Below are 18772 nucleotides of genomic sequence, written 5' to 3' on the forward strand. Positions count from 1 at the left end.
GCAGGCTCATCATCATGTCGGTCATCGGTGGTTCCTCGGTCGGGTTGGTTCTCGCAACTCCGACCATACCGGCGTTCCGTCGATGGCCACCTTCTCCTCAGCTACACCACCCTACGGGACACGATCCTCGCTCGTCGCTTTGGAGCTTGTCGGCCAACTAAATAAGCGGAATCTCAATCATATACGTGTTCGCAGTTTCGCTTTGGTCGGCGCGCCATTTCGCTACAAACTGCGAACGCCGTTCGCCGTCGCTCCTACGCTTGATGCGGCAGCCAGCGTGCGCTGCAGGTCCGATTTGTTTCCCATCAGCCGAATCTCCAACTCGCTCACCACCGCGATGCGTTGAGCGAGCGGGCGCAGATGATCGCGGCGATAGTTGCCGGTATCAGTGCTGCCTGATGTCTCCAGTTCGGATGAAGAACGAGCAAGATCGGCACCTCCACGGTAGTCCCGGTGGCGCACGGCACTCAAACGACCGCTAAATCAAGGCTCGTCGTCGAGAGCTGGATCGAGCACTAAGCGCCCGCGCCCGCGTGATCTATGCCGTCCAACTCGGCCGTCCAACTCGATCAGCAACCGCTCCAGCCTTCCATGTCAGCGCCCGGCGAACGAAGCCGCCCGGCACCCGGCGACACCCGACAGTCATTCGAAACCAACGACGGGAAGACCTACCTACGACATCGGAGTCGATGGCGACCGACTCGTACCTGCGCCTGCCGGATTCTCGATTTGGCAGGCGCGGTTTGAGCCGGCGAAGCGGTGGGATCCGCGCAGAGAACACGGTCCACCACAGCAGCCGCAGAATATCCGCCCCGAGACAGCGGTTTCGGCCGGCGGGTCCCGTTCAGTCGATTCGTCATTTGAGGTGACGATCAGGCCTTGGTGGTCACCTGAACATCGCCGGTCATGCGCGAGCAGCAGGCGAGGATGTAGCCCTGCCGTTCCTCGCGGGCGGTGATGCCGCCCCTGTGGGTCATCTCGACCGAGCCGTCGAGCTTCTTCACCCGGCAGGTGCCGCACATGCCTTCCTGACAGCCTGTGGGAATGACGATGCCCCCCGCGCGCGCCGCCGCCAGGATCGTCGTGCCCGCCGCCACGGCAATGGCGCGGCCGTTGATGGTCAGGGTCGGGCCGTTTGCCTTCGCCTCGGCCGTGGTAATAACGGGAGGCGTGACCTCGGCGGCCTTCGCGGCGCCGAAGCTCTCGGTGTGGAAATGCGCCGCGTCGCCGCCTTCGGCGTCGAAGATGCGCCCGATCGCGCCCATGAAGCCGGCCGGGCCGCAGCAGAACACTTCGCGTCGCGCAAGATCAGGTACCATCACCGCCATCATCCGGCGGTCGATCACGCCGCGATAGCCGCTCCAGCTCTGGCCCGCGGGCACGTCAGCCACCACCGTAACGACACGCAGATTGGGCATCTGTCGGTCGAGATCGGCCAGTTCCCGCACGAACAGCGCATCCTCCGGCGTGCGGGCGGCATGAATGAAGACGACATCGACGGTCTCGCCGCGATCCGCCAGCCAGCGCAGCATCGACATCATCGGCGTGATGCCGCTGCCACCGGAAATCAGCGCGAAGGACGGCGCATAGTGATGGGCGATGGAGAACTGGCCGACCGGACCTCGCGCCTCGATCTCGATGCCGGGATGCAGCGCCTCGTGCATCCAGCGCGTGGCATAGCCGTTTGGCGCCGCCTTCACCGTCAGCTCCACCTCGCCCGGACGCGTCGGCGTCGAGGCGATCGTGAAGGTGCGCCATGCCGTCTCACCCGGCAGCGGCAGAGCGAGCGTCAGCGCCTGTCCTGGCAGATGCTTGAGCGGGCGGCCCTCCACATCGCGAAACGCGAAGGTGACGACGTCGGCGGTTTCCTGCCGGCGCGCGACGCAGGCAAGGCGCAGATCGCGGGGCGGCATTATTCCGCCGCCACCCGCAAACCCGGCGCGCCGGGCGGAAGATGCTCACCCATCGTGGTCGTGTACCAGCGATTGAAGTCGAGGATCATGAACTCGCCGGTCGGCGAATAGGGGCCGGGCTCATAGGCATCGGACTGCACGCCGAGGAAATTCTGCTCGGCCAGCACCTGATCCTGCTGGTTGGTGATCTGCCAGACTTCCGCCAGCCGGTTCACATCGTAATCCCAGCCCTCCACCGCATCCTCATGCACCAGCCAGGTTGTGCGCACCTCAGTTTCCATCGGGCCGCGCGGCAGGACGCGAAAATGGATGATGTGGTCGGACAGGAAGTGATTCCAGTTGTTGGGCACATGGAACATGCGCACCGAGCCGAGATCGCGCTCGGTGAGATCGCCCACCAGTTTCTTGCACGCCGGCTTGCCGTCCATGGTCATGGAGGTCACGCCCTCGTTAAAGGGTAGCCGGATGCAGCGGAACTCGATACCGCCATTCACCGGCTGGTGCGGCAGGCCGAGGGCGTCCCATTCCTCGCCCTTGCGCTTCATCAGATCAGCGAACCAGTGGGTGCGCGTATCGTTCGGCAGCGCCGCCTCGACCAGCGAGACGAGGAGTTCCGGGTGGTTGCCGGCGCAGTGATAGCACTCGCGGTTGTTCTCGATGACGAGCTTCCAGTTCGCCTTCTCGATCAGCACCGATTCGAAGGCCACCTTGGTGCGGGCCGGCTGGTGCGGGGTGATATAGGGCGAGACTGTCCGCTTGAAGTGCTCAAGGTCCGGCGGTTCCTTGGCGAGGCAGATATAGATGAGGCCGGCGACGTTGCAGACATGGACCGGCTTGAGCGAATAGCGCTTCGGATCGAAATCATCGGGCATCTGCGTGGCGGCAAGCAGCTTGCCGTCGAGGTCGTAGGTCCACTGGTGATAGGGGCACACCAGACGCCCGACCGAGCCCTTGTGCTCCTGGCAGATGCGCGAGCCGCGGTGGCGGCAGGTGTTGTGCCAGGCGGTTACCTCACCATGGTCGTCACGCACGATGATGATGGAGTTGCGGCCGAGCTCCAAGGTGAGATAGTCGCCGGGCTCCTTCACCTCGCACTCGTTGCAGGCGAACAGCCACTGCGTGCCGAAGATGGCCTTCATCTCAAGGTCGAAGACGTCCTGATCGTAATAGAGCGGCCCCGGCAGGCTATAGCCTGCGCGGTACTGCGCCATCAGATCGGAGACTTTCTCAATCGCGCTCATCATCGGCTCCCGGCAATCGAAGCGCGATTATGGAGTTATTCCAGTTCGGATGCCGCGCCGAATGCGACAGCCGGTGACAGGGAGGCGACGTCGCCTCCCATGCCCTGACGGCGGCTGGCCTTCTCGCGCAGTTCGCCGGGGCGCATGCCGAAGATGCGTTTGAACCACTGGCCGAGATGCGAGGTCGAGGCGAAACCGACCGCGACCGCGATCTCAAGGATCGGCTGATTGGTGTAGATCAGCAATTCGCGCGCACGGTCGACCCTAAGGGCGATGTAATATCGCGCCGGCGTCATGCCGAGATGGCGGCCGAACAGCCGTTCGAGCTGGCGCGGGCTCAGATTTGCCGCCTCCGCCAGTTCGCCGACGCTGACAGGGCTTTCAAGATTGGCCTGCATGGTCTGGATCGTGCGCTGCAATGGCGCGGGCAGGCTGCCGACGCGGCGCAGCCGGCCGCCGCGCTGCTCGTCATTGGCGTCGCGGATGCGTTCATGGTGGAACTGGTTCGCGACGCGCTGGGCGAGATCGGGATCGTGCCGGTCGGCGATGATGTGCAGCATCATGTCCATCGCCGCCGTGCCGCCGGAGCAGGTGAGGCGGTCGCGGTCGATCTCATAGATCTTGCCGGTGGCGATCACCTTGGGAAACGCCTCCTCGAAGGCGGCGGCGTTCTCCCAGTGGATGGTGCAGCGATAGCCGTCCAGGAGGCCGGCCTTGGCGACCAGATGGCTGCCGGTGGACAGCGAGCCGACCGCCAGACCGCGCCGGGCCGCCTGCCGGAGCAGGGCGAGGTAGCGCTTCTCATCGACCGGGGCGATGCGCATGCCGCCGCAGACGAAGACCGCGTGCGCGCCTTCCAGCGCCTCCTCCACCGGCCGCGCCTGAAGCTCGATACCATTGGAGGCGGTGACCGGCGCGCCATCGATGCTGCACAGCCGCCAGCGGAACGCCTCGCGATCCAGAAGACGATTGGCCGAGCGCAATGGCTCGATCGCCGAGGACAGGCTCATCATCGACAGATTGTCGATGAGCAGGAAATTGAAGGTCAGCGGCTCCGCGACGCCATCGTAGAACATGCCGGCACCCAACATGAAGGCGCCGCGAGAATTGCGCGAATACGTCACCAACGCAACAAATCCGACATGATGGTGGGCTCGCCTTCCCCTGGATCAGGAGGCCATCTGCATCGACTGCCAGCCCTGAAGGGCCGCCCAGTCAGGTTCCAGATGGGCGAAGCGCGACAGGCGTAGTGTCGACAGATCGGCAAACCGACAGGTGCCGTCCGTCACCAGTTGCTGGATGGCATGGCCGCTCGCCGGCGACAGGCCGAAGCCGACGCCGGACAGGGTGGCCAGTGTCAGATTCTCCCAGCCATCGGGCCGGTCGATGACCGGGCGGCCGTCCGGCGTGTTCTCGATCAGCCCGGCCCAGGAGCGGATGATCTTCACATGGCCGGCGAGCGGCAGCAGCTCGGCGACGCGCTTGGCGATGTTCTGCATCAGCGGCGTCGAGGGACGGGCGCGGCCGGGGAACTCCTCGGTCTCGACCCATTCATGCGGGCCGCCGCCATAGGCGAGGTTGCCGCGCAGGGTCTGGCGGCCATAGAGCCCGTTGCCATCGACACCGCCGATCGGCATCAGCGGCAGCGCCTCGGTGACGATCATCTCGGCGCGGGCCACCTTCATCGGAATGTCGATGCCGAGCATGCCGGCGAGACGGCCCGTCTGCGGTCCGGCGGCCAGCACCAGATGGTCGCAACTGATGCGCCCCCGGTCGGTCTCGACCGCAACGACCTTGCCGCCTGCGACCTCGAATCCGGTGACGCCGGTGTGCTGGATCACCCGGCCGCCAAGGTCCTGCAACGCCCAGGCATAGGCCTGCACGGTGCGGTGGGGATTGGCATGGCCGCCAAAGTGGTAATAGTGGCCGGCAAAGACATTGTCGCCGGCGAGAGGCACCAGCTCGCGGACCTGCCGGGCATCGATCTCGTCGATGCGGAAGCCCTGATGGCGGGCATTCACCACGGCGCGGGTGTAGAGCGCGAGCTGCTTCTCGTTGAGCGCGATGCGAACGCGGTTGGGCTGGAACTCGGTCGGGTAGCCGAGCATCTCGTCCATCAGCGGCCAGAGCCGCTGCTCTTCTGCAAAGAGCGGTGAATGATGGTGCGAGCAGCCGCCGCCATTGCGGCCCGAGGCCTCCCAGCCGACGATGCCCTTCTCGATGACGACGACGTCGACGCCATTGCGCGCCAGCCACCAGGCGGCGGAGAGCCCGGTGACGCCGCCACCGACCACGACGACGGAAGCGCCCTTTGGCAGGTCGGCCGTGCCGATGGCTCTCGTAGACGGATCACTCGCTGGCATGAGGCTTTTCCACGGCAAGGCTGGCGACGGTGTATTCGGGATCGACATCCCAGAACGGCACCCACTGCCGGGGCATGCCGAACCAGGAATCCCACTGCTCGCCGAAAGCGGCATCCTCGTCGCGCGGGGCGGCGCCCGCGAGGGGCAACGGGCGGACGGGAGCGCGATAGCCGGCGAGCGGCACCGAGGCGAGCGGTACGGCCGCCTGAAGCGCCAGCAGCGCCTGCACCTGCTCGCGGCAGCGGCGCCCCTGACAGGGGCCCATGCCGGCGCGGGTCAGGCGCTTGATCTGGTCGGGGTTCGGCGGGCCGTCGCCGAGCAGGGCGGAAAGTGTGCGCTCGCGATTATCCGCCGCCTGCCAGCCGAGATAGCGCGGCGGGCGGACTTCGAGGATCTCGCGCGCGGTGACCTCCTCGCACTGGCAGACATAGGGCTCGGCATTCGCCTCGATGATGCTGGCGTGCACCCAACCCTTGCGATAGCCGTCGATGTCGTAGGTCGGCGCTTCCGGCAGCGGGGCGGCGGCGGGGGTCTCGGCATCAAGGCCAAGCGCATGCGCGGCAACAGCGACGGCGCGCCGCGCCTCGGCTTCCGCGATATCAGGGGTGCGGCTCTTGGCGGGCCAGATGCCGGCGCAATCGCCGACCGCCTGGATCACCTCGACGCTGGTCTGCCCGTCCTGATTGACGAGCGGCGTGAAGCCGCCACGCTCGGGCTGGAAAGCCAGCGTGCAGCCGACCGCGTCGATCAGATCGACCATCGGCACCGCGCCGATGCCGAGGATGACAAGATTGCAGGGAATTCGGCCGGAGGAGGTCACCGCCGCGCGGACACCTTCGAGATCGGTCTCGACCGATTTGACGACCTCGCCGACGTGGATCTCGATGCCGGCGGCTCGCACCGCCGCGACCAGATCGGCCGGGCCGACCGGAGCGACATCGTGCTCAAGGATCGCCGCGATCTCGATGCCGCTGGCCTGAATGTCGAGCGCGGCGAGCAGAGCCTCGGTGGTGGTTCCAAGCACGATGGCGCGTGTGCCTTCCAGCGCGCCGTAGCGCTTGGCGAGCTGCACCGCGGCGGTGGCGCCCATCACGCCAGGCTGCTCCCAGCCGGGAAAGGCAAGGCCCATGTCGCGGCGACCGGTGGCCACGATGGCGCGCTCGAAGCTGACAAGATGCGTGCCGTTCTCGTCATCGACGAGGCCGGCGAGCGGGGAGGGCATCCAGCCAAGATTGGTGCCGTTGGCGTAGAGCCCCCAGCAGGCGGTGCCGAGGCGGACGTCGACGCCGAGTTCGAACGCCTCGGCAATGGCCGGCGCGCTTTCCAGCATCGCCTCCATCATGGCGTTGCGGTTGCGCGCGGCACCGCCGACCCGGCCACCGAAATGCAGGGGCACGCTCTCGCCCATGGTCTCGAACGGCACCGGGTTCTCGTCCACCAGCATGACCGACAGTCCGCGCCGTGCGCCGTCGATCGCTGCCGCCAGACCGGCCGGGCCGGCGCCGACCACGAGAAGCTGGGTGTGGCTCTCGACGCTGAGCTTCTTGTCGGCGACGGAGCGGTGATCGATCGTCATGCCGCATCCCCGATCGGTTCCAGCACCAGATCGGCAAGATCACCGGCCGGCGCCCCGGTTCCCATGCCGGCAATCATGGTTTCGATCGCTTGGCGGCGATTGTCGCCGAGCTGCCCGGCAAGCGCCTGATACTTTGCGGAAATCTCCGCATCGGACTGGGGATTCTCCGGTCCGCCATGCGCCTGCGTCCACTCCGAGGTGACGCGGCGGCCATCCCTGGTGCCGAGCGACACCACGGCGAAACGTTCCGCCGGGAAGCGCGCGCAGATCTGCGGATCCTCGACGAGGCGGATCGAGGATGAAAGGTCGAGGACTTCGGCATCGCGAAGGCCGGCGCCGGTGATTTCGTCAGCACCGATACGCCCGCGCAGGATCATCGCCGCGAGCGGAAACGGCAGGCTGTATTGCGCTTCTTCCGTCGTGGCCGGGCGAGCCGAATGCAGCCGCACCGCCTCGGCGAAGGTGCGCACCTCGACATCGGCGATGTCGGCGCCGGTAAGTCCGTGCTGGCTCATCAGGTCGCGCGCCGCCTGCACCGCCGGCTGTGCCCAGCGGCAGACCGGGTAGGGCTTGAAGTACTGGTCGAGGATGTACCAGCGCGAGCCGAGATCGCCCCACAGCGCCTGCTGCTCGGGAGCCTCCAGCGTCAGCGCCGGTGCGCCGGTGAAGCCGTCGGCGGCGAGATAGGCGGAGGAAACGCCGACCAGCGCGCCCCAGCCGGAGCCGTCCTTCAGCATGGTCGGGTAATCGATGCAGCGCATCATCTGGCTGCGCGGGCCATGATATTCGGCGGTGCCCAGCGCTTCGCGGGTCTGCGCCGGGGAAAGCTTCATCAGTCGGGCACCGATCGCGGCGCAGGCCAGCGAGTTCCAGGCACCGGAGGTGTGGTAATCGCAGGCGCTGGCATGCAGCGCGATGCCGGCGCGGGTCGCGATCTCATAGCCGATGACGATCGAGGTCAGGACGTCCTGGTCATCGAGTGCCAGATCCTCGGCCTCCCAGAAAGCCAGCAGCGCCGGCAGGATGGCGACACCGGCATGGCCCTTGGTCAAAGCGTGGCCATCATGGGCATCGAAGGAATCGATCAGCGAGGCGCCGGCATAGGCGGCGCCGACCGGCGAGACGCGGCGGCCGTCGAAGATCATCCGCGCGCCACGCCCCTCGCCAGCCCCGAACTGCCGGGCGGCATGGTTGGTGACGATCCGCGCCAGATCGGTACGCCGGCCGCTCGCCGCCACGCCGATCAGATCGAGCAGGCAGCGCCGCGCCATGACCATGACCGGCGCCGGCAGGTCGGAGAAACGCAGATCGTGAATGAAGTCCTGGACGTGCATGATGTCGCCTTCGTGGGGCCGTGCACTGTCCTGGGAATATCCCCGACGGTGTCGCGCCGCAGCATGTCGCAATCCTTGCGCCGGAGCGCGGCCCGACACTCTCAACTTTGCGACCCGCACAATCAGAAAGGCGACATCCAACGACCGAAATCGTGGCGCAACGGATGCAAACGGCCAAATGGGCACCTTGTCGAGGCATGCTCGATCGTCAGGCAGAAATCTTGTCGGAAATCCGCCGGATGTCGGATTCCTTTTCCTCCATGTCGAAAAGCCTTACCAAGGCCGGCTCCTGCCCGTGCATCAGTAGACGCGTTCCAGCAAGGCTCTGGTGAAACGGGCCTTGATACACTGCCGGGAAGCCCTCGTTGGAAACGCTGAATTTCGCCATAGCGAACTGGTCGCAGATCCTCGCCAGAGGCTGGGAGCATATCTCGCTGGTCGGCGTCGCGGTGGGCATCGCGGTGCTGACGGGCGTGCCGATCGGCATCCTGATCACCCAGAGCCGGGTGGCGGCCGACCGCGTGCTCTATGTGGCCGCGATCATCATGACGATCCCGTCCATCGCCTTCTTCGGTCTGCTGATCCCGGTGCTTTCGCCGATCGGGCAGGGCATCGGCTATCTGCCGGCGGTCATCGCGCTGATCTTCTATTCGCAGCTGCCGATCATCCGGAACACCTATGCCGCGATCATGAACATCGACCCGGCGCTACGGGAGGCGGCGCGCGGCATGGGCATGACCGCGTTCCAGCGTTTGCGCGAGGTCGAGCTGCCGGTTGCGCTGCCGGTCATCATCAACGGGGTGCGCAATGCCGTGGTGCTGAACATCGCGATCGCCACCATCGCGACCTATATCGGCGCCGGCGGTCTTGGCGTGTTCATCTCGCGCGGCATCTCGCAGACCGATCCGCGCCAGCTCATCACCGGCGCCGTTGCGGTGAGCGTCCTCGCCATCCTCGCCGATCTCGGCCTTCTCCTGCTGCAGCGACGGCTCACCCCCGTCGGCCTGCGCCAATCCTGACGCGCGGGGGCGACATGATCCGGCTCAAGAACCTCACCAAGATCTATGGCGGCACCACCGCGGTCGACAATGTGTCGATGGAGGTCGGCGCCGGCGAGGTGTGCGTGCTGCTTGGCCCTTCCGGCTGCGGCAAGACCACGACCATGAAGATGATCAATCGCCTGATCGAGCCTTCGGGCGGGCGTATCTTCATCGACGGCAAGGACGTGACCGAGGTCAACCCGGTCGAGCTGCGCCGTTCCATCGGCTATGTGATCCAGCAGATCGGCCTGTTTCCCAACAAGACGGTCGAGGACAATATCTGTGTCGTTCCCGACATGCTCGGCCATGACCGCAAGGCCTCGCGCAAGCGCGCCGCCGAGCTTCTGGAAATGGTCAATCTCGAACCGGCGGCCTATGCGAAGCGCTACCCCAAGGAGCTTTCCGGCGGCCAGCAGCAGCGCGTCGGCGTGATCCGTGCGCTGGCGGCCGATCCGCCGGTGCTGCTCATGGACGAGCCGTTCGGCGCCATCGATCCGATCAACCGCGAGGTGATCCAGGACGAGTTCATGAAGCTGCAGGCCGCGATGAAGAAGACCGTCATCTTCGTCAGCCACGATATCGACGAGGCGGTGAAGATGGCCTCGCGCATCGCCATCTTCCGCTCCGGCCGGCTGGTTCAGTACGACACGCCCGACAATCTCCTCGCCCACCCGATCGACAGCTTCGTCGCCGATTTCGTCGGTCAGGATCGCACGCTGAAGCGCCTGCGGCTGATCGCGGTGCGTGAGGCGATGACGACCAACCCGCCTTCGGTGGTGGCCGACGACAGCGTCGAAACGGCGATCTCCAGGATGGAAAGCCACGGCCATGTCTCGGTGGTGATGGTGAGCCCCCATGGCAAGGTGCTGGGCTTTGTGCGGCTGGAAGCCCTGCGCGGCAAGCGCGGCAAGGTTGGCGAGCATTATGAGAAGCTGACCAGCGTGGTGCGTTCCGACGACAATCTGCGTAACGCGGTCTCGCAGATGTTCTCCAACGACCAGTCCTGGCTCGCCTGCGTGGACGCGGACGGGCTCTATGAGGGCTACATCACCCAGCGCGGCATCACGCACCTGCTCGGTGCCACCTATCGGGACAAGTGATGACAGGCGCGCGCACCGCACATCCGATGGCGGCGCTGGCGAGCCTGTGGCGGCTTGTCGTGCTCGGCCTCGTGTTCCTGCTCGGCATCTGGGCGAGCGCGAGCGGCACGCTCACCGCGATGATGGCCTATCGCGAGGACATCGCCTTCCTCACGGTCCAGCACCTCGAACTGGTGGCGATCTCGGGGGCGATCGCCATCGTCACCGGCATTCCGATCGGCATTCTGCTGGCGCGGCGCAGCCTCGGCATGTTCGGCCCGGTGTTGGCCCAGATCATCAATCTCGGCACCACCATCCCGACGCTCGCGATCCTCGCGCTGGCGATGACGGTGCTGGGTCTCGGCGCGCCGCCGGCGATCTTCGGCCTTGCCGTGCTGACGCTGCTGCCGGTGGTGCTGAACACCGTTTCCGGCCTGCGCGCCGTGCCGCCCGCGCTGATCGAAGCCGCGCGCGGCATGGGGATGACCCCGGCGCAGATCCTGTTCCAGGTGGAGATTCCCAACGCGCTGTTCGTGATGGCGGCGGGCATCCGCACCGCGCTCGCCATCAATGTCGGCACCGTGCCGCTGGCCTTCCTGATCGGCGGCGGCGGGCTCGGCGAACTGATCTTCACCGGCATCGACCTGATGGACACCGGTCTGCTGCTCGCGGGGGCGATCCCCACGGCAATGCTGGCGGTGATCGTCGATTTCGTCGCGGGGCAGCTCCAGTTCTGGCTGGTGCCGCGCGGCGTCAACCCCTTGAGATAAAAACACTTCCAGAGGAGAAGACCATGTCACTGCGTTTCCTGAAGCGTGCCGCCATCGCCGCCTTTCTTCTCGGCGCGGCCAGCGCGGCGAGCGCCGCGACCATCGTGGTCGGCGGCAAGAACTACACCGAGCAGCAGCTGATGTCGGAGATGACGGCCCAACTGCTCAAGGCCAAGGGTTTTGACGTCGACAAGCGCGCCGGGCTCGGCACCGCGCCGCTGCGCCAGGCGCAGGAGAACGGCCAGATCGACGTGTACTGGGAGTACACCGGGACCTCGCTGATCACCTTCAACAAGATCACCGACAAGCTCGATGCCGCCGGCACCTATGCCAAGGTGAAGGAACTCGACGCCGCCAAGGGCCTCGTCTGGCTCGATCCGTCCAAGGCCAACAACACCTATGCCTTCGCCATGCGCGCGGCGGACGCCAAGGCCAAGAACATCGTCTCGATCTCCGACCTCGCGGCCAAGATCAACGGCGGCGACAAGCTGACCTTCGGCTCGAATGCCGAATTCTACGCCCGCCCGGACGGCCTGAAGCCGCTCGAAGACAGCTACGGCTTCAGCTTCGGCCGTGACTCGGTGAAGCGCATGGATACCGGCATCGTCTATCAGGCGCTGAAGGATGGTCAGGTCGATGTCGGCCTGGTCTTCGCCACTGACGGGCGCATCCCGGCCTTCGACTTCGTGGTGCTGAAGGACGACAAGGGCTACTTCCCGACCTATGCGATGACCCCGGTGGTCCGCAAGCAGGTGCTCGACGCCAACCCGCAGCTGGCCGAAATCCTGAACGGACTCTCCGCCAAGCTCGACGACGCCACCATGGCGAAGCTCAACGCCTCGATCGACGTCGACAAGAAGACGGTGGAGGAGGCTGCCGCCGGCTTCCTGAAGCAGCAGGGCCTGATCTGAGGCCTGCTCTCTCGCGCAACGCGCAGAGCCGAAACGAGGAATGGCCGGGTGCAGCCCGGCCATTTGCATGTGTGGCAGTGTCCCGGCTCGGCTCAGCTCAGCCGGTAGATGTCCGGCCGGCGGTCCGCCAGATAGTTATGGCCGGCGCGCCAGGCGTCGACGGTGGAGCGCTTCACTTCGGCAGCGATGATCGCGGCACCCTGATCGTCCGCCCCCGCCAGCACCGATCCATTCGGCGCGGTGATGCGGCTCATGCCGATGAAATCGAAGGTCGCGTCGCGGCCCACGACATTGGCATAGACGACGTGGCAGCCATTCTCATAGCCGCGCGCCGGCACCAGCACGTCCGGCACCACGCTGTATGGCCGGCTGGTGGCGCTGATGACGATGAGCGTATCCGCGCCGCGCAGCACGAGATCGCGGGCGGCCTCGGCGAACTCCAGATCATAGCAGATCAGCAGGCCGAGCTTCAGCCCGCCCCACTCCATGACCGGCGAGGGCGTGCCGGGGGCGAACAGGCTCTTCTCGTAAGGTCCCCAGAGATTCACCTTGCGATAATTGCCGCGCACCGTCCCGTCCGGACCGATGGCGATGGCGGAATTGTAGCGCGTGGCACCCGCCTGCTCGGCATAGCCGGCGATGATGCCTTTGCCCGCGCGCCGGGCAAGCGCGCCGATCTCCAGAATGAACGCGGAATCCTGGTCCACGGCCAGCCGCTCCACGCGCTGGGCCTCCCCATAACCGCACAAGGCAAGCTCCGGCAGCACGATGAGCTCGGCCTCCGGCGCGCTATCGATGGCCCGCTGCACCATGGCGAGTGCTTCGTCATGGCTCTCCGGCGGCGTGGCGGTCTGGGCCACTGCGATATGCAGGCTGTCCTTCATGGTCGTTCCCTCAAACGCAGAAGGCCGGGTCTGTCGATCCCGGCCCAATCAAACGCAAGCTCTGTCGAGCCGGCCTTACGGGCGGGCAGCCGGCAGCCGTCTTTCAGAGCGATCCAGACGGTCTCCAGGTGGGACATGGCATCCTGTCAGGCCGTGGGCAGGCTGCGGCCACTGATACACGGCAGGCTGCGTATCGGAGTGACCTATCCGACCTTGCGCATCAGATAGACGACAGAGAACGGCGCAGCTCCGCATCATCTCTACGCAGAGATTTGCGGCACACAAAGGCATCGATGGGCCGCGCCGCATTGGCGCGACCAGGTGCGATGAACGCGGCTGCTGCGGGCGCCCGCGCCGTCGCGGATCGCTGACAGTCCCGCATCCAACCGCGGAGCTGCCGCCGCGGGCTGACACGGCTGAGGATCTGAAGCGAGGTGCCTTGAGTTGATTGGCACGGTACGGACCGTGCAGGCGCGCCAGGGATTTGATAGGGCTCGGGACGCCAGCAACCGGAGCGGGGCCGGGAGAAATCGGGCCGGGCCAGCGCGGGCTCGACCTGCGGGGCGATGCGGAAACGATGGACGTCCCCGAACGGGCGCAGAAGGCGCAGAAGGCCCATCCGCTCGGGTGGAGGCAATGCGCGCCAGATGCGCGACGGCTCGGCAATTCGATTTCACGCGAATACGTGGAAATACGATAAAAAGACATGAAATTGATGTGATAATGGGCCGGGAGATGCGCCTCTCCTCACATGAATTTCCGGCGTCCCAATGCGCCACCGCCGCCTCATCGACTAATAATCTATCTTTAATATAGACAATAAGATCGGGCTGTGCCACGCATTACCGTCCCGCCAGAGAGGGAAGGGTTCATGAGCCAGTTTACCATCGTCGGATTGAGCGGGGGCCTGTCCTCCCCCTCGCGCACGCTGTCGCTTGTCACGCTTGCCGTCGATGCGGTGACGCGGGCGACCGCCAAGGCGGGGCTCGTGCCGCAGTCCCGCATTATCGATGTCGCGGCGTTGCCGGGCATCGGGCAATTGCGTTCGCGCGCCGACGCCGATACGCCGGAAGAGGACGCCTTGCGGGCGGTGGAGCAGGCGGATCTGCTGGTCGTCGGCTCGCCGGTCTATAAGGGCTCCTATTCCGGCCTGTTCAAGCATTTCATCGATCTGGTCGATTACCGCAGCCTGATCGGCACGCCGGTGGCGCTGCTGGCGACGGGCGGCAGCGAGCGCCATGCGCTGGCGATCGAGCACCAGCTGCGCCCGCTCTTCGCCTTTTTCCAGGCCCAGCCGCTCGGCACCGGGCTATTCCTGACCGAGCGCGAGCTGGTCGATGGCCGCATCGTCACCGAGCCTGCCCAGCAGCGTCTGGCGCGTCTGGTGGAAGAAGCGGCGCACGCGGCCGAGGGGCGGGTGCGCGCCCGCCACCGCGCGGCCGAGGCGGCCGCCTGATGTCGCTCGCCGAGACCCGTTCGCCCGCCGCCGCCGACCGAGCCACAGCCGCGCGGGCGGTCGTCCCGCTTCGCCGCCGTCTGGCGCGGCTGGAAGCACGGCTCGCCGGCTGGGTACTGCCGCTCCTCCTGGTCGTGTTATGGGAAGCGCTGTCCCGCGCCGGCATGATCGCGCCCACCGTGCTGCCGGCCCCCTCGGCGGTGGCGCTGGCCGGCTGGCAGGCGCTGAAATCCGGCGAACTGCTGCACAATATCGGCGTCAGCACGCTGCGCGCTTTAGCCGGTCTTCTCGTCGGCGGGCTCATCGGCTTTGCTCTGGGCATCGCCAACGGCCTGTGGGATCTCAGCTTCCGCTACACCGACACCACGCTGCAGATGATCCGCAACGTGCCGCATCTGGCCCTGATCCCGCTGGTCATCCTGTGGTTCGGCATCGACGAGGAGGCGAAGCTCTTCCTCGTCTCGCTCGGCGTGTTCTTTCCCGTTTACATCAACACGCTGCACGGCGTGCGCAGTGTCGATCCGCAGCTCATCGAGATGGGCCGGGTCTACGGCATGAGCCCGCTGACCCTGTTCCGCCGCATCATCCTGCCGGGCGCGCTGCCCTCGATCTTCGTCGGGCTGCGCTTCGCGCTGGGCATCATGTGGCTGACGCTGATCGTCGCCGAAACCATCGCGGCCTCCTCGGGCCTCGGCTACATGGCGATGCAGGCGCGCGAGTTCCTGCTGGTCGACATCGTCGTGCTGGCCATCCTCATCTATGCCCTGCTGGGCAAGCTCGCCGACGTGCTCACCCGCCAGCTGGAACGCGCCTGCCTGCAATGGCATCCCGCCTTCCAGACGCTCGGAGGTGAGGAATGAACGCGCCGGCCCCGCCCGCCACCTTCGCTGAAGCATCCGCCGCGATCTCGGGTGGCCTTGACGTATCGATCCGGCGCCTGTCGCGCCATTTCGGCACCAAGCGCGTGCTGGAAGGCGTCGATCTCGACATCCCCGCCGGGCAGTTCGTCGCCGTGATCGGGAAAAGCGGCTGCGGCAAGAGCACGTTGCTTCGTCTCCTTGCCGGCCTCGATACGCCCACAGGCGGCACGATCGATCTCAATGGCGCGCGTGACGACGCCGCCGTGCGCATCATGTTCCAGGAGCCCCGTCTGCTGCCCTGGCAGCGCGTGCTCGCCAATGTCGAGGTCGGCGTCCCCGCGCGGCTCCAGGGCGAGGGCCGCCATGCCCGCGCCCGGGCGCTTCTCGCCGAGGTCGGGCTGGCCGCGCGCGCCGGCGAGTGGCCGGCGGTGCTGTCGGGCGGCCAGCGCCAGCGCGTGGCTCTCGCCCGGGCGCTCGCCAGCGGGCCGCGCGTGCTGGCGCTGGACGAGCCGCTCGGCGCGCTCGACGCGCTCACCCGCATCGAGATGCAGGCGCTGATCGAACGCATCTGGCGCGAGCAGGGTTTCACCGCCGTGCTCGTCACCCATGACGTTGCCGAGGCGCTGGCGCTCGCCGACCGCGTGATCCTGATCGACCATGGCCGGATCGCGCTGGATCTCGACGTTCCGCTGCCGCGCCCGCGCCGGCGCGGCTCGGCCGAACTTGCCGCCCTCGAAGGCCAGATTCTGAGCCGCCTGCTCGGCAGCTGACCCTCTTTCCACATCCCGCGCCGGAGACTGCCATGACACGCCTGACCCGACGTACCCTCCTCGCCGGCGCCGCCGGCTTCACCGCCGCACTGGCGGCCCCCGGCCTGCGCCCGGCCTTCGCCGCCGCCACGGAGGTACGCGTCGGCTTCCAGAAATACGGCATGCTGGTGCTGCTGAAAGGCCGCGGCATTCTGGAAAAGAAGCTGGAGCCTCTCGGCGTGTCGGTAAAATGGGCGGAGTTCGCCGCCGGCCCGCAAATGCTGGAGGCGCTGAACGCCGGCGCCATCGATATCGGCCAGACCGGCGAGACCCCGCCGATCTTCGCCCAGGCGGCGAGCGACAATCTTGTCTATTTCGCCAATGAGCCGCCGGCCCCGAAGGGCGAGGCGATCCTTGTGCCGCAGAACAGCCCGATCCAGTCGGTGAAGGACCTTAAAGGCAAGACGGTCGGTCTCAACAAGGGATCGAACGTGCATTTCCTTTTGGTGAAGGCGCTGGAACAGGCCGGCCTCGCCTATTCCGACATCACCGTGAAGTTCCTGCCGCCGGCCGATGGGCGTGCCGCCTTCGAGAAGGGCGCGATCGATGCCTGGGTCATCTGGGACCCGTTCCAGGCCTCGACCGAGGTGGCGAGCAAGGCCCGTGTCCTCACCACGGCCGAGGGCATCGTGCCCAACTACCAGTTCTATCTCGGCTCGCGTTCCTTCGCCGAAGCCAATCCCAAGGTCATCGCGGCGCTGATCAGCGCCATCGACGAGACCAATGCGTGGATCCAGAAGGATCCCGCCGCCGCCGTCGCGGAACTGGCGCCGACCACCGGCATTCCCGCGCCGATCCTGTCCATCGCCATCGGCCGCCAGAGCTTCGGCGTGAAGCCGCTGACCGACAAGGTGATCGCCGACCAGCAACTGATTGCCGACACGTTCTTCGAGCTCGGCCTCGTGCCGAAGAAGATCGTGGTGGCCGACGCGGTGCTGCGGGCCGGGCTTTGAGCCGTTGCGGGCAAGGCAAGGCGGCGGCGAAACGGCTGGCTCATCAGAAGCCAGGCGAAGGCAGCCACGGGGAACGCCCGGCGCGCCGCTGCGCCGCCGCGCATTCCCGAGGGTGGTACGCCGGCAGTGCAGCCGAGCGCTGTCATCCCTCCCCACCTTGTCAAAACGCCGCCGCAAATCCGTGACTTGGCCTCGGCCTCGGAGAGTTCGATCAGCAGATTGGCGAACATCGGTCGGAAACGCCCCGCCAGCGCTTACGGCGGACACCGGGACCGGCGCTCCAGTCACCTCGCCATCTGGTCGGGCAAGCCTCTAGCGAATCTCGAAGGGCAGATTGGCGCTCGCCGCCGCGCCGCGCCCGTCGCGCAGATCGACGAAGATCCGGTAGCGCCCCGGCGGCAGGCCGGCGATGCGGGCGCCGCGCGAATCGCCTTCCACCACAGCGCCTTCGTGAATTTGTGGCCGGCGCTCGGCGTCGCCCGCCACGCCGCGATCCGTGCTCTCCGACATCACGTACCAGCGGGTCTGGAGCGCGTCGCCGTCCGGGTCGTTCGCCTCCAGCACCACGGCGCCGCCGGTGGCCGGCCAGGAGGCGAAGGGCGCGCTTTCCGTGTCGCGGAAGCGCAGCGCGGCGATGCGCGGGGCGTGGTTGCCGTCGGGCGTGCGCCCGCCCCAGGCCTCGGCCATCGATTCGGAGGCCTCTGTCCATTCGCCGGTGGGCAGGCGCAGGCTGTGCCAGGTCGGCGTCACCTCCTGCTTGTCGCCCCACAGGAACAGGATGGCGCCGGGGCCGTTCGGCTCCAGCGCGGCGAGATAGCGGCGCAGCTGGATCGCGCGCTGGGTCGAGGTCAGCTCGAACGGCGCGCCCCATGGCGCGGTGGCGGCCTGCCACTGGCCGAGCGCGCCGAGCTCGGTGATCACGATCGGCCCGGTCCAGCCCTGGTCGCGGGCGCGGGCCTCGACCGAATAGACCGCGTCGCCATAGGTGTTGATGCCGAGCACGTCGATATGCGGGGCGGCGGCCTTCAGCCGGGCCACCTTGTCGGTGCCGGTCTCGGCCAGCACGGCGATGGTCGGGTGGGCGGGATCGAGGCGTTTCACCATCGCCGCCACTTCTTCAAGGGCGGGCCAGACCGCGGAGGTGTCAGCGAGCTCGGATTCGACCTCGTTGCCGATGCCCCACATCAGCAAGGCGGGATGGGTGCGGTAGCGCTCGACAATGACGCGGAAGGCGGCGAGCTGGCGCTCGACGAAGGCCCGGTCGGCATAGTCCACGCCGCGCCGGGGATGCTCCACCCACAAACCCACGATCACCTTGAGTCCGGCCGCCTGCGCCGCGTCCAGCAGCGCGCCGGGATCGCCGCCATAGTTGCGCACCGTGGTGGCGCCGAGCGCCGCGAGCTCGGGCAGCGGCCCGTCCCCGGCCGCGCCGCGCACGCGGAAGGGGGAGCCGTCGACGCGAAGCTGCGTGCCGTCGATCGTTACCTCGGCGGCCTGTACGTTCTCCGGCAGTAACGCGAGCAGAAGCCCGGCCAGCAGCACGGCGCGGCGGAATCCGGGACGGTCGAGACGCGGCATGGCGG

General features: G+C 66.9%; 17 protein-coding genes. 9 read left to right on the forward strand and 8 right to left on the reverse strand.

The genetic code is table 11. The features are described from left to right. Positions 1-346: hypothetical protein (locus tag VRZ77_RS10305; RefSeq protein WP_414592562.1), on the forward strand; the 346-nt coding region annotated here is incomplete at its 5' end. Positions 347-872: 526 nt separating this feature from the next. Here VRZ77_RS10305 and VRZ77_RS10310 read toward each other — a convergent pair. The 6 genes from VRZ77_RS10310 to VRZ77_RS10335 form a co-directional block, all read right to left on the reverse strand. After that, positions 873-1913 carry a 2Fe-2S iron-sulfur cluster-binding protein gene (locus tag VRZ77_RS10310; RefSeq protein ID WP_414592563.1) on the reverse strand — a complete coding sequence of 347 codons (1041 nt, stop codon included), beginning with the start codon at positions 1911-1913 and terminating at the stop codon, positions 873-875. Continuing rightward, the gene (locus VRZ77_RS10315; protein ID WP_414592564.1) at positions 1913-3154 is read right to left on the reverse strand and encodes an aromatic ring-hydroxylating oxygenase subunit alpha; all 1242 of its coding nucleotides are present in this window, start codon (positions 3152-3154) and stop codon (positions 1913-1915) included. The genes VRZ77_RS10310 and VRZ77_RS10315 overlap by 1 nt, the downstream gene beginning before the upstream one ends. A 35-nt stretch (positions 3155-3189) precedes the next feature. After that, positions 3190-4230, reverse strand: coding sequence for a GlxA family transcriptional regulator (locus VRZ77_RS10320; protein ID WP_414592565.1), 1041 nt, complete (start codon positions 4228-4230; stop codon positions 3190-3192). A 93-nt stretch (positions 4231-4323) separates the two neighbouring features. Continuing rightward, positions 4324-5517, reverse strand: a complete 1194-nt coding sequence (locus VRZ77_RS10325) for an NAD(P)/FAD-dependent oxidoreductase (RefSeq protein ID WP_414592566.1) — start codon at positions 5515-5517, stop codon at positions 4324-4326. Continuing rightward, on the reverse strand, positions 5504-7093 hold the full coding sequence (locus tag VRZ77_RS10330) for an NAD(P)/FAD-dependent oxidoreductase (RefSeq protein ID WP_414592567.1): 1590 nt from the start codon (positions 7091-7093) through the stop codon (positions 5504-5506). The genes VRZ77_RS10325 and VRZ77_RS10330 overlap by 14 nt, the downstream gene beginning before the upstream one ends. Beyond that, positions 7090-8427 (reverse strand): MmgE/PrpD family protein, encoded by a 1338-nt coding sequence (locus VRZ77_RS10335; protein ID WP_414592568.1) that lies wholly within the window; start codon positions 8425-8427, stop codon positions 7090-7092. Before VRZ77_RS10335 ends, VRZ77_RS10330 begins: the two co-directional genes overlap by 4 nt. Before the next feature lie 365 nt (positions 8428-8792). Here VRZ77_RS10335 and VRZ77_RS10340 point away from each other — a divergent pair, with 365 nt between their 5' ends. The 4 genes from VRZ77_RS10340 to VRZ77_RS10355 are packed head-to-tail and all read left to right on the forward strand — an operon-like array spanning position 8793 to position 12227. Further along, the gene (locus VRZ77_RS10340; protein ID WP_414592569.1) at positions 8793-9446 is read left to right on the forward strand and encodes an ABC transporter permease; all 654 of its coding nucleotides are present in this window, start codon (positions 8793-8795) and stop codon (positions 9444-9446) included. A 14-nt stretch (positions 9447-9460) separates the two neighbouring features. Further along, positions 9461-10567, forward strand: coding sequence for an ABC transporter ATP-binding protein (locus tag VRZ77_RS10345; protein ID WP_414592570.1), 1107 nt, complete (start codon positions 9461-9463; stop codon positions 10565-10567). Further along, the gene (locus VRZ77_RS10350) at positions 10567-11316 is read left to right on the forward strand and encodes an ABC transporter permease (RefSeq protein ID WP_414592571.1); all 750 of its coding nucleotides are present in this window, start codon (positions 10567-10569) and stop codon (positions 11314-11316) included. Before VRZ77_RS10345 ends, VRZ77_RS10350 begins: the two co-directional genes overlap by 1 nt. 23 nt (positions 11317-11339) lie before the next feature. After that, a complete protein-coding gene (locus VRZ77_RS10355) occupies positions 11340-12227 on the forward strand; it encodes a glycine betaine ABC transporter substrate-binding protein (protein ID WP_414592572.1) in 888 nt (295 codons plus the stop codon). Between the two features lie 92 nt (positions 12228-12319). On the opposite strand, the gene VRZ77_RS10360 is transcribed toward VRZ77_RS10355, so the two are convergent. Next, positions 12320-13111 (reverse strand): nitrilase-related carbon-nitrogen hydrolase, encoded by a 792-nt coding sequence (locus VRZ77_RS10360; protein WP_414592573.1) that lies wholly within the window; start codon positions 13109-13111, stop codon positions 12320-12322. 871 nt (positions 13112-13982) lie between these two features. Between VRZ77_RS10360 and VRZ77_RS10365 the strand changes: the two genes are divergently transcribed. Genes VRZ77_RS10365 through VRZ77_RS10380 form a run of 4 tightly spaced genes read left to right on the forward strand, consistent with a single transcriptional unit; the run spans position 13983 to position 17189 of the window. Then, positions 13983-14567, forward strand: coding sequence for an NAD(P)H-dependent oxidoreductase (locus VRZ77_RS10365; protein ID WP_414592574.1), 585 nt, complete (start codon positions 13983-13985; stop codon positions 14565-14567). Then, entirely contained in the window at positions 14567-15427 is an 861-nt protein-coding gene (locus tag VRZ77_RS10370; RefSeq protein ID WP_414592575.1) for an ABC transporter permease subunit, read from the forward strand. Before VRZ77_RS10365 ends, VRZ77_RS10370 begins: the two co-directional genes overlap by 1 nt. After that, positions 15424-16197: an ATP-binding cassette domain-containing protein gene (locus VRZ77_RS10375; protein ID WP_414592576.1), complete on the forward strand. Its 774-nt coding sequence runs from the start codon at positions 15424-15426 to the stop codon at positions 16195-16197. Before VRZ77_RS10370 ends, VRZ77_RS10375 begins: the two co-directional genes overlap by 4 nt. 32 nt (positions 16198-16229) lie before the next feature. Beyond that, positions 16230-17189, forward strand: coding sequence for a sulfonate ABC transporter substrate-binding protein (locus VRZ77_RS10380; RefSeq protein ID WP_414592577.1), 960 nt, complete (start codon positions 16230-16232; stop codon positions 17187-17189). A gap of 312 nt (positions 17190-17501) precedes the next feature. Here the strand turns inward: VRZ77_RS10380 and VRZ77_RS10385 are convergent, their stop codons facing one another. Then, positions 17502-18767 (reverse strand): glycosyl hydrolase, encoded by a 1266-nt coding sequence (locus VRZ77_RS10385; RefSeq protein ID WP_414592578.1) that lies wholly within the window; start codon positions 18765-18767, stop codon positions 17502-17504. Between the last annotated feature and the right edge of the window lie 5 nt (positions 18768-18772).

Source organism: Ancylobacter sp. G4_0304, assembly GCF_047501495.1.
GTDB lineage: Bacteria > Pseudomonadota > Alphaproteobacteria > Rhizobiales > Xanthobacteraceae > Ancylobacter.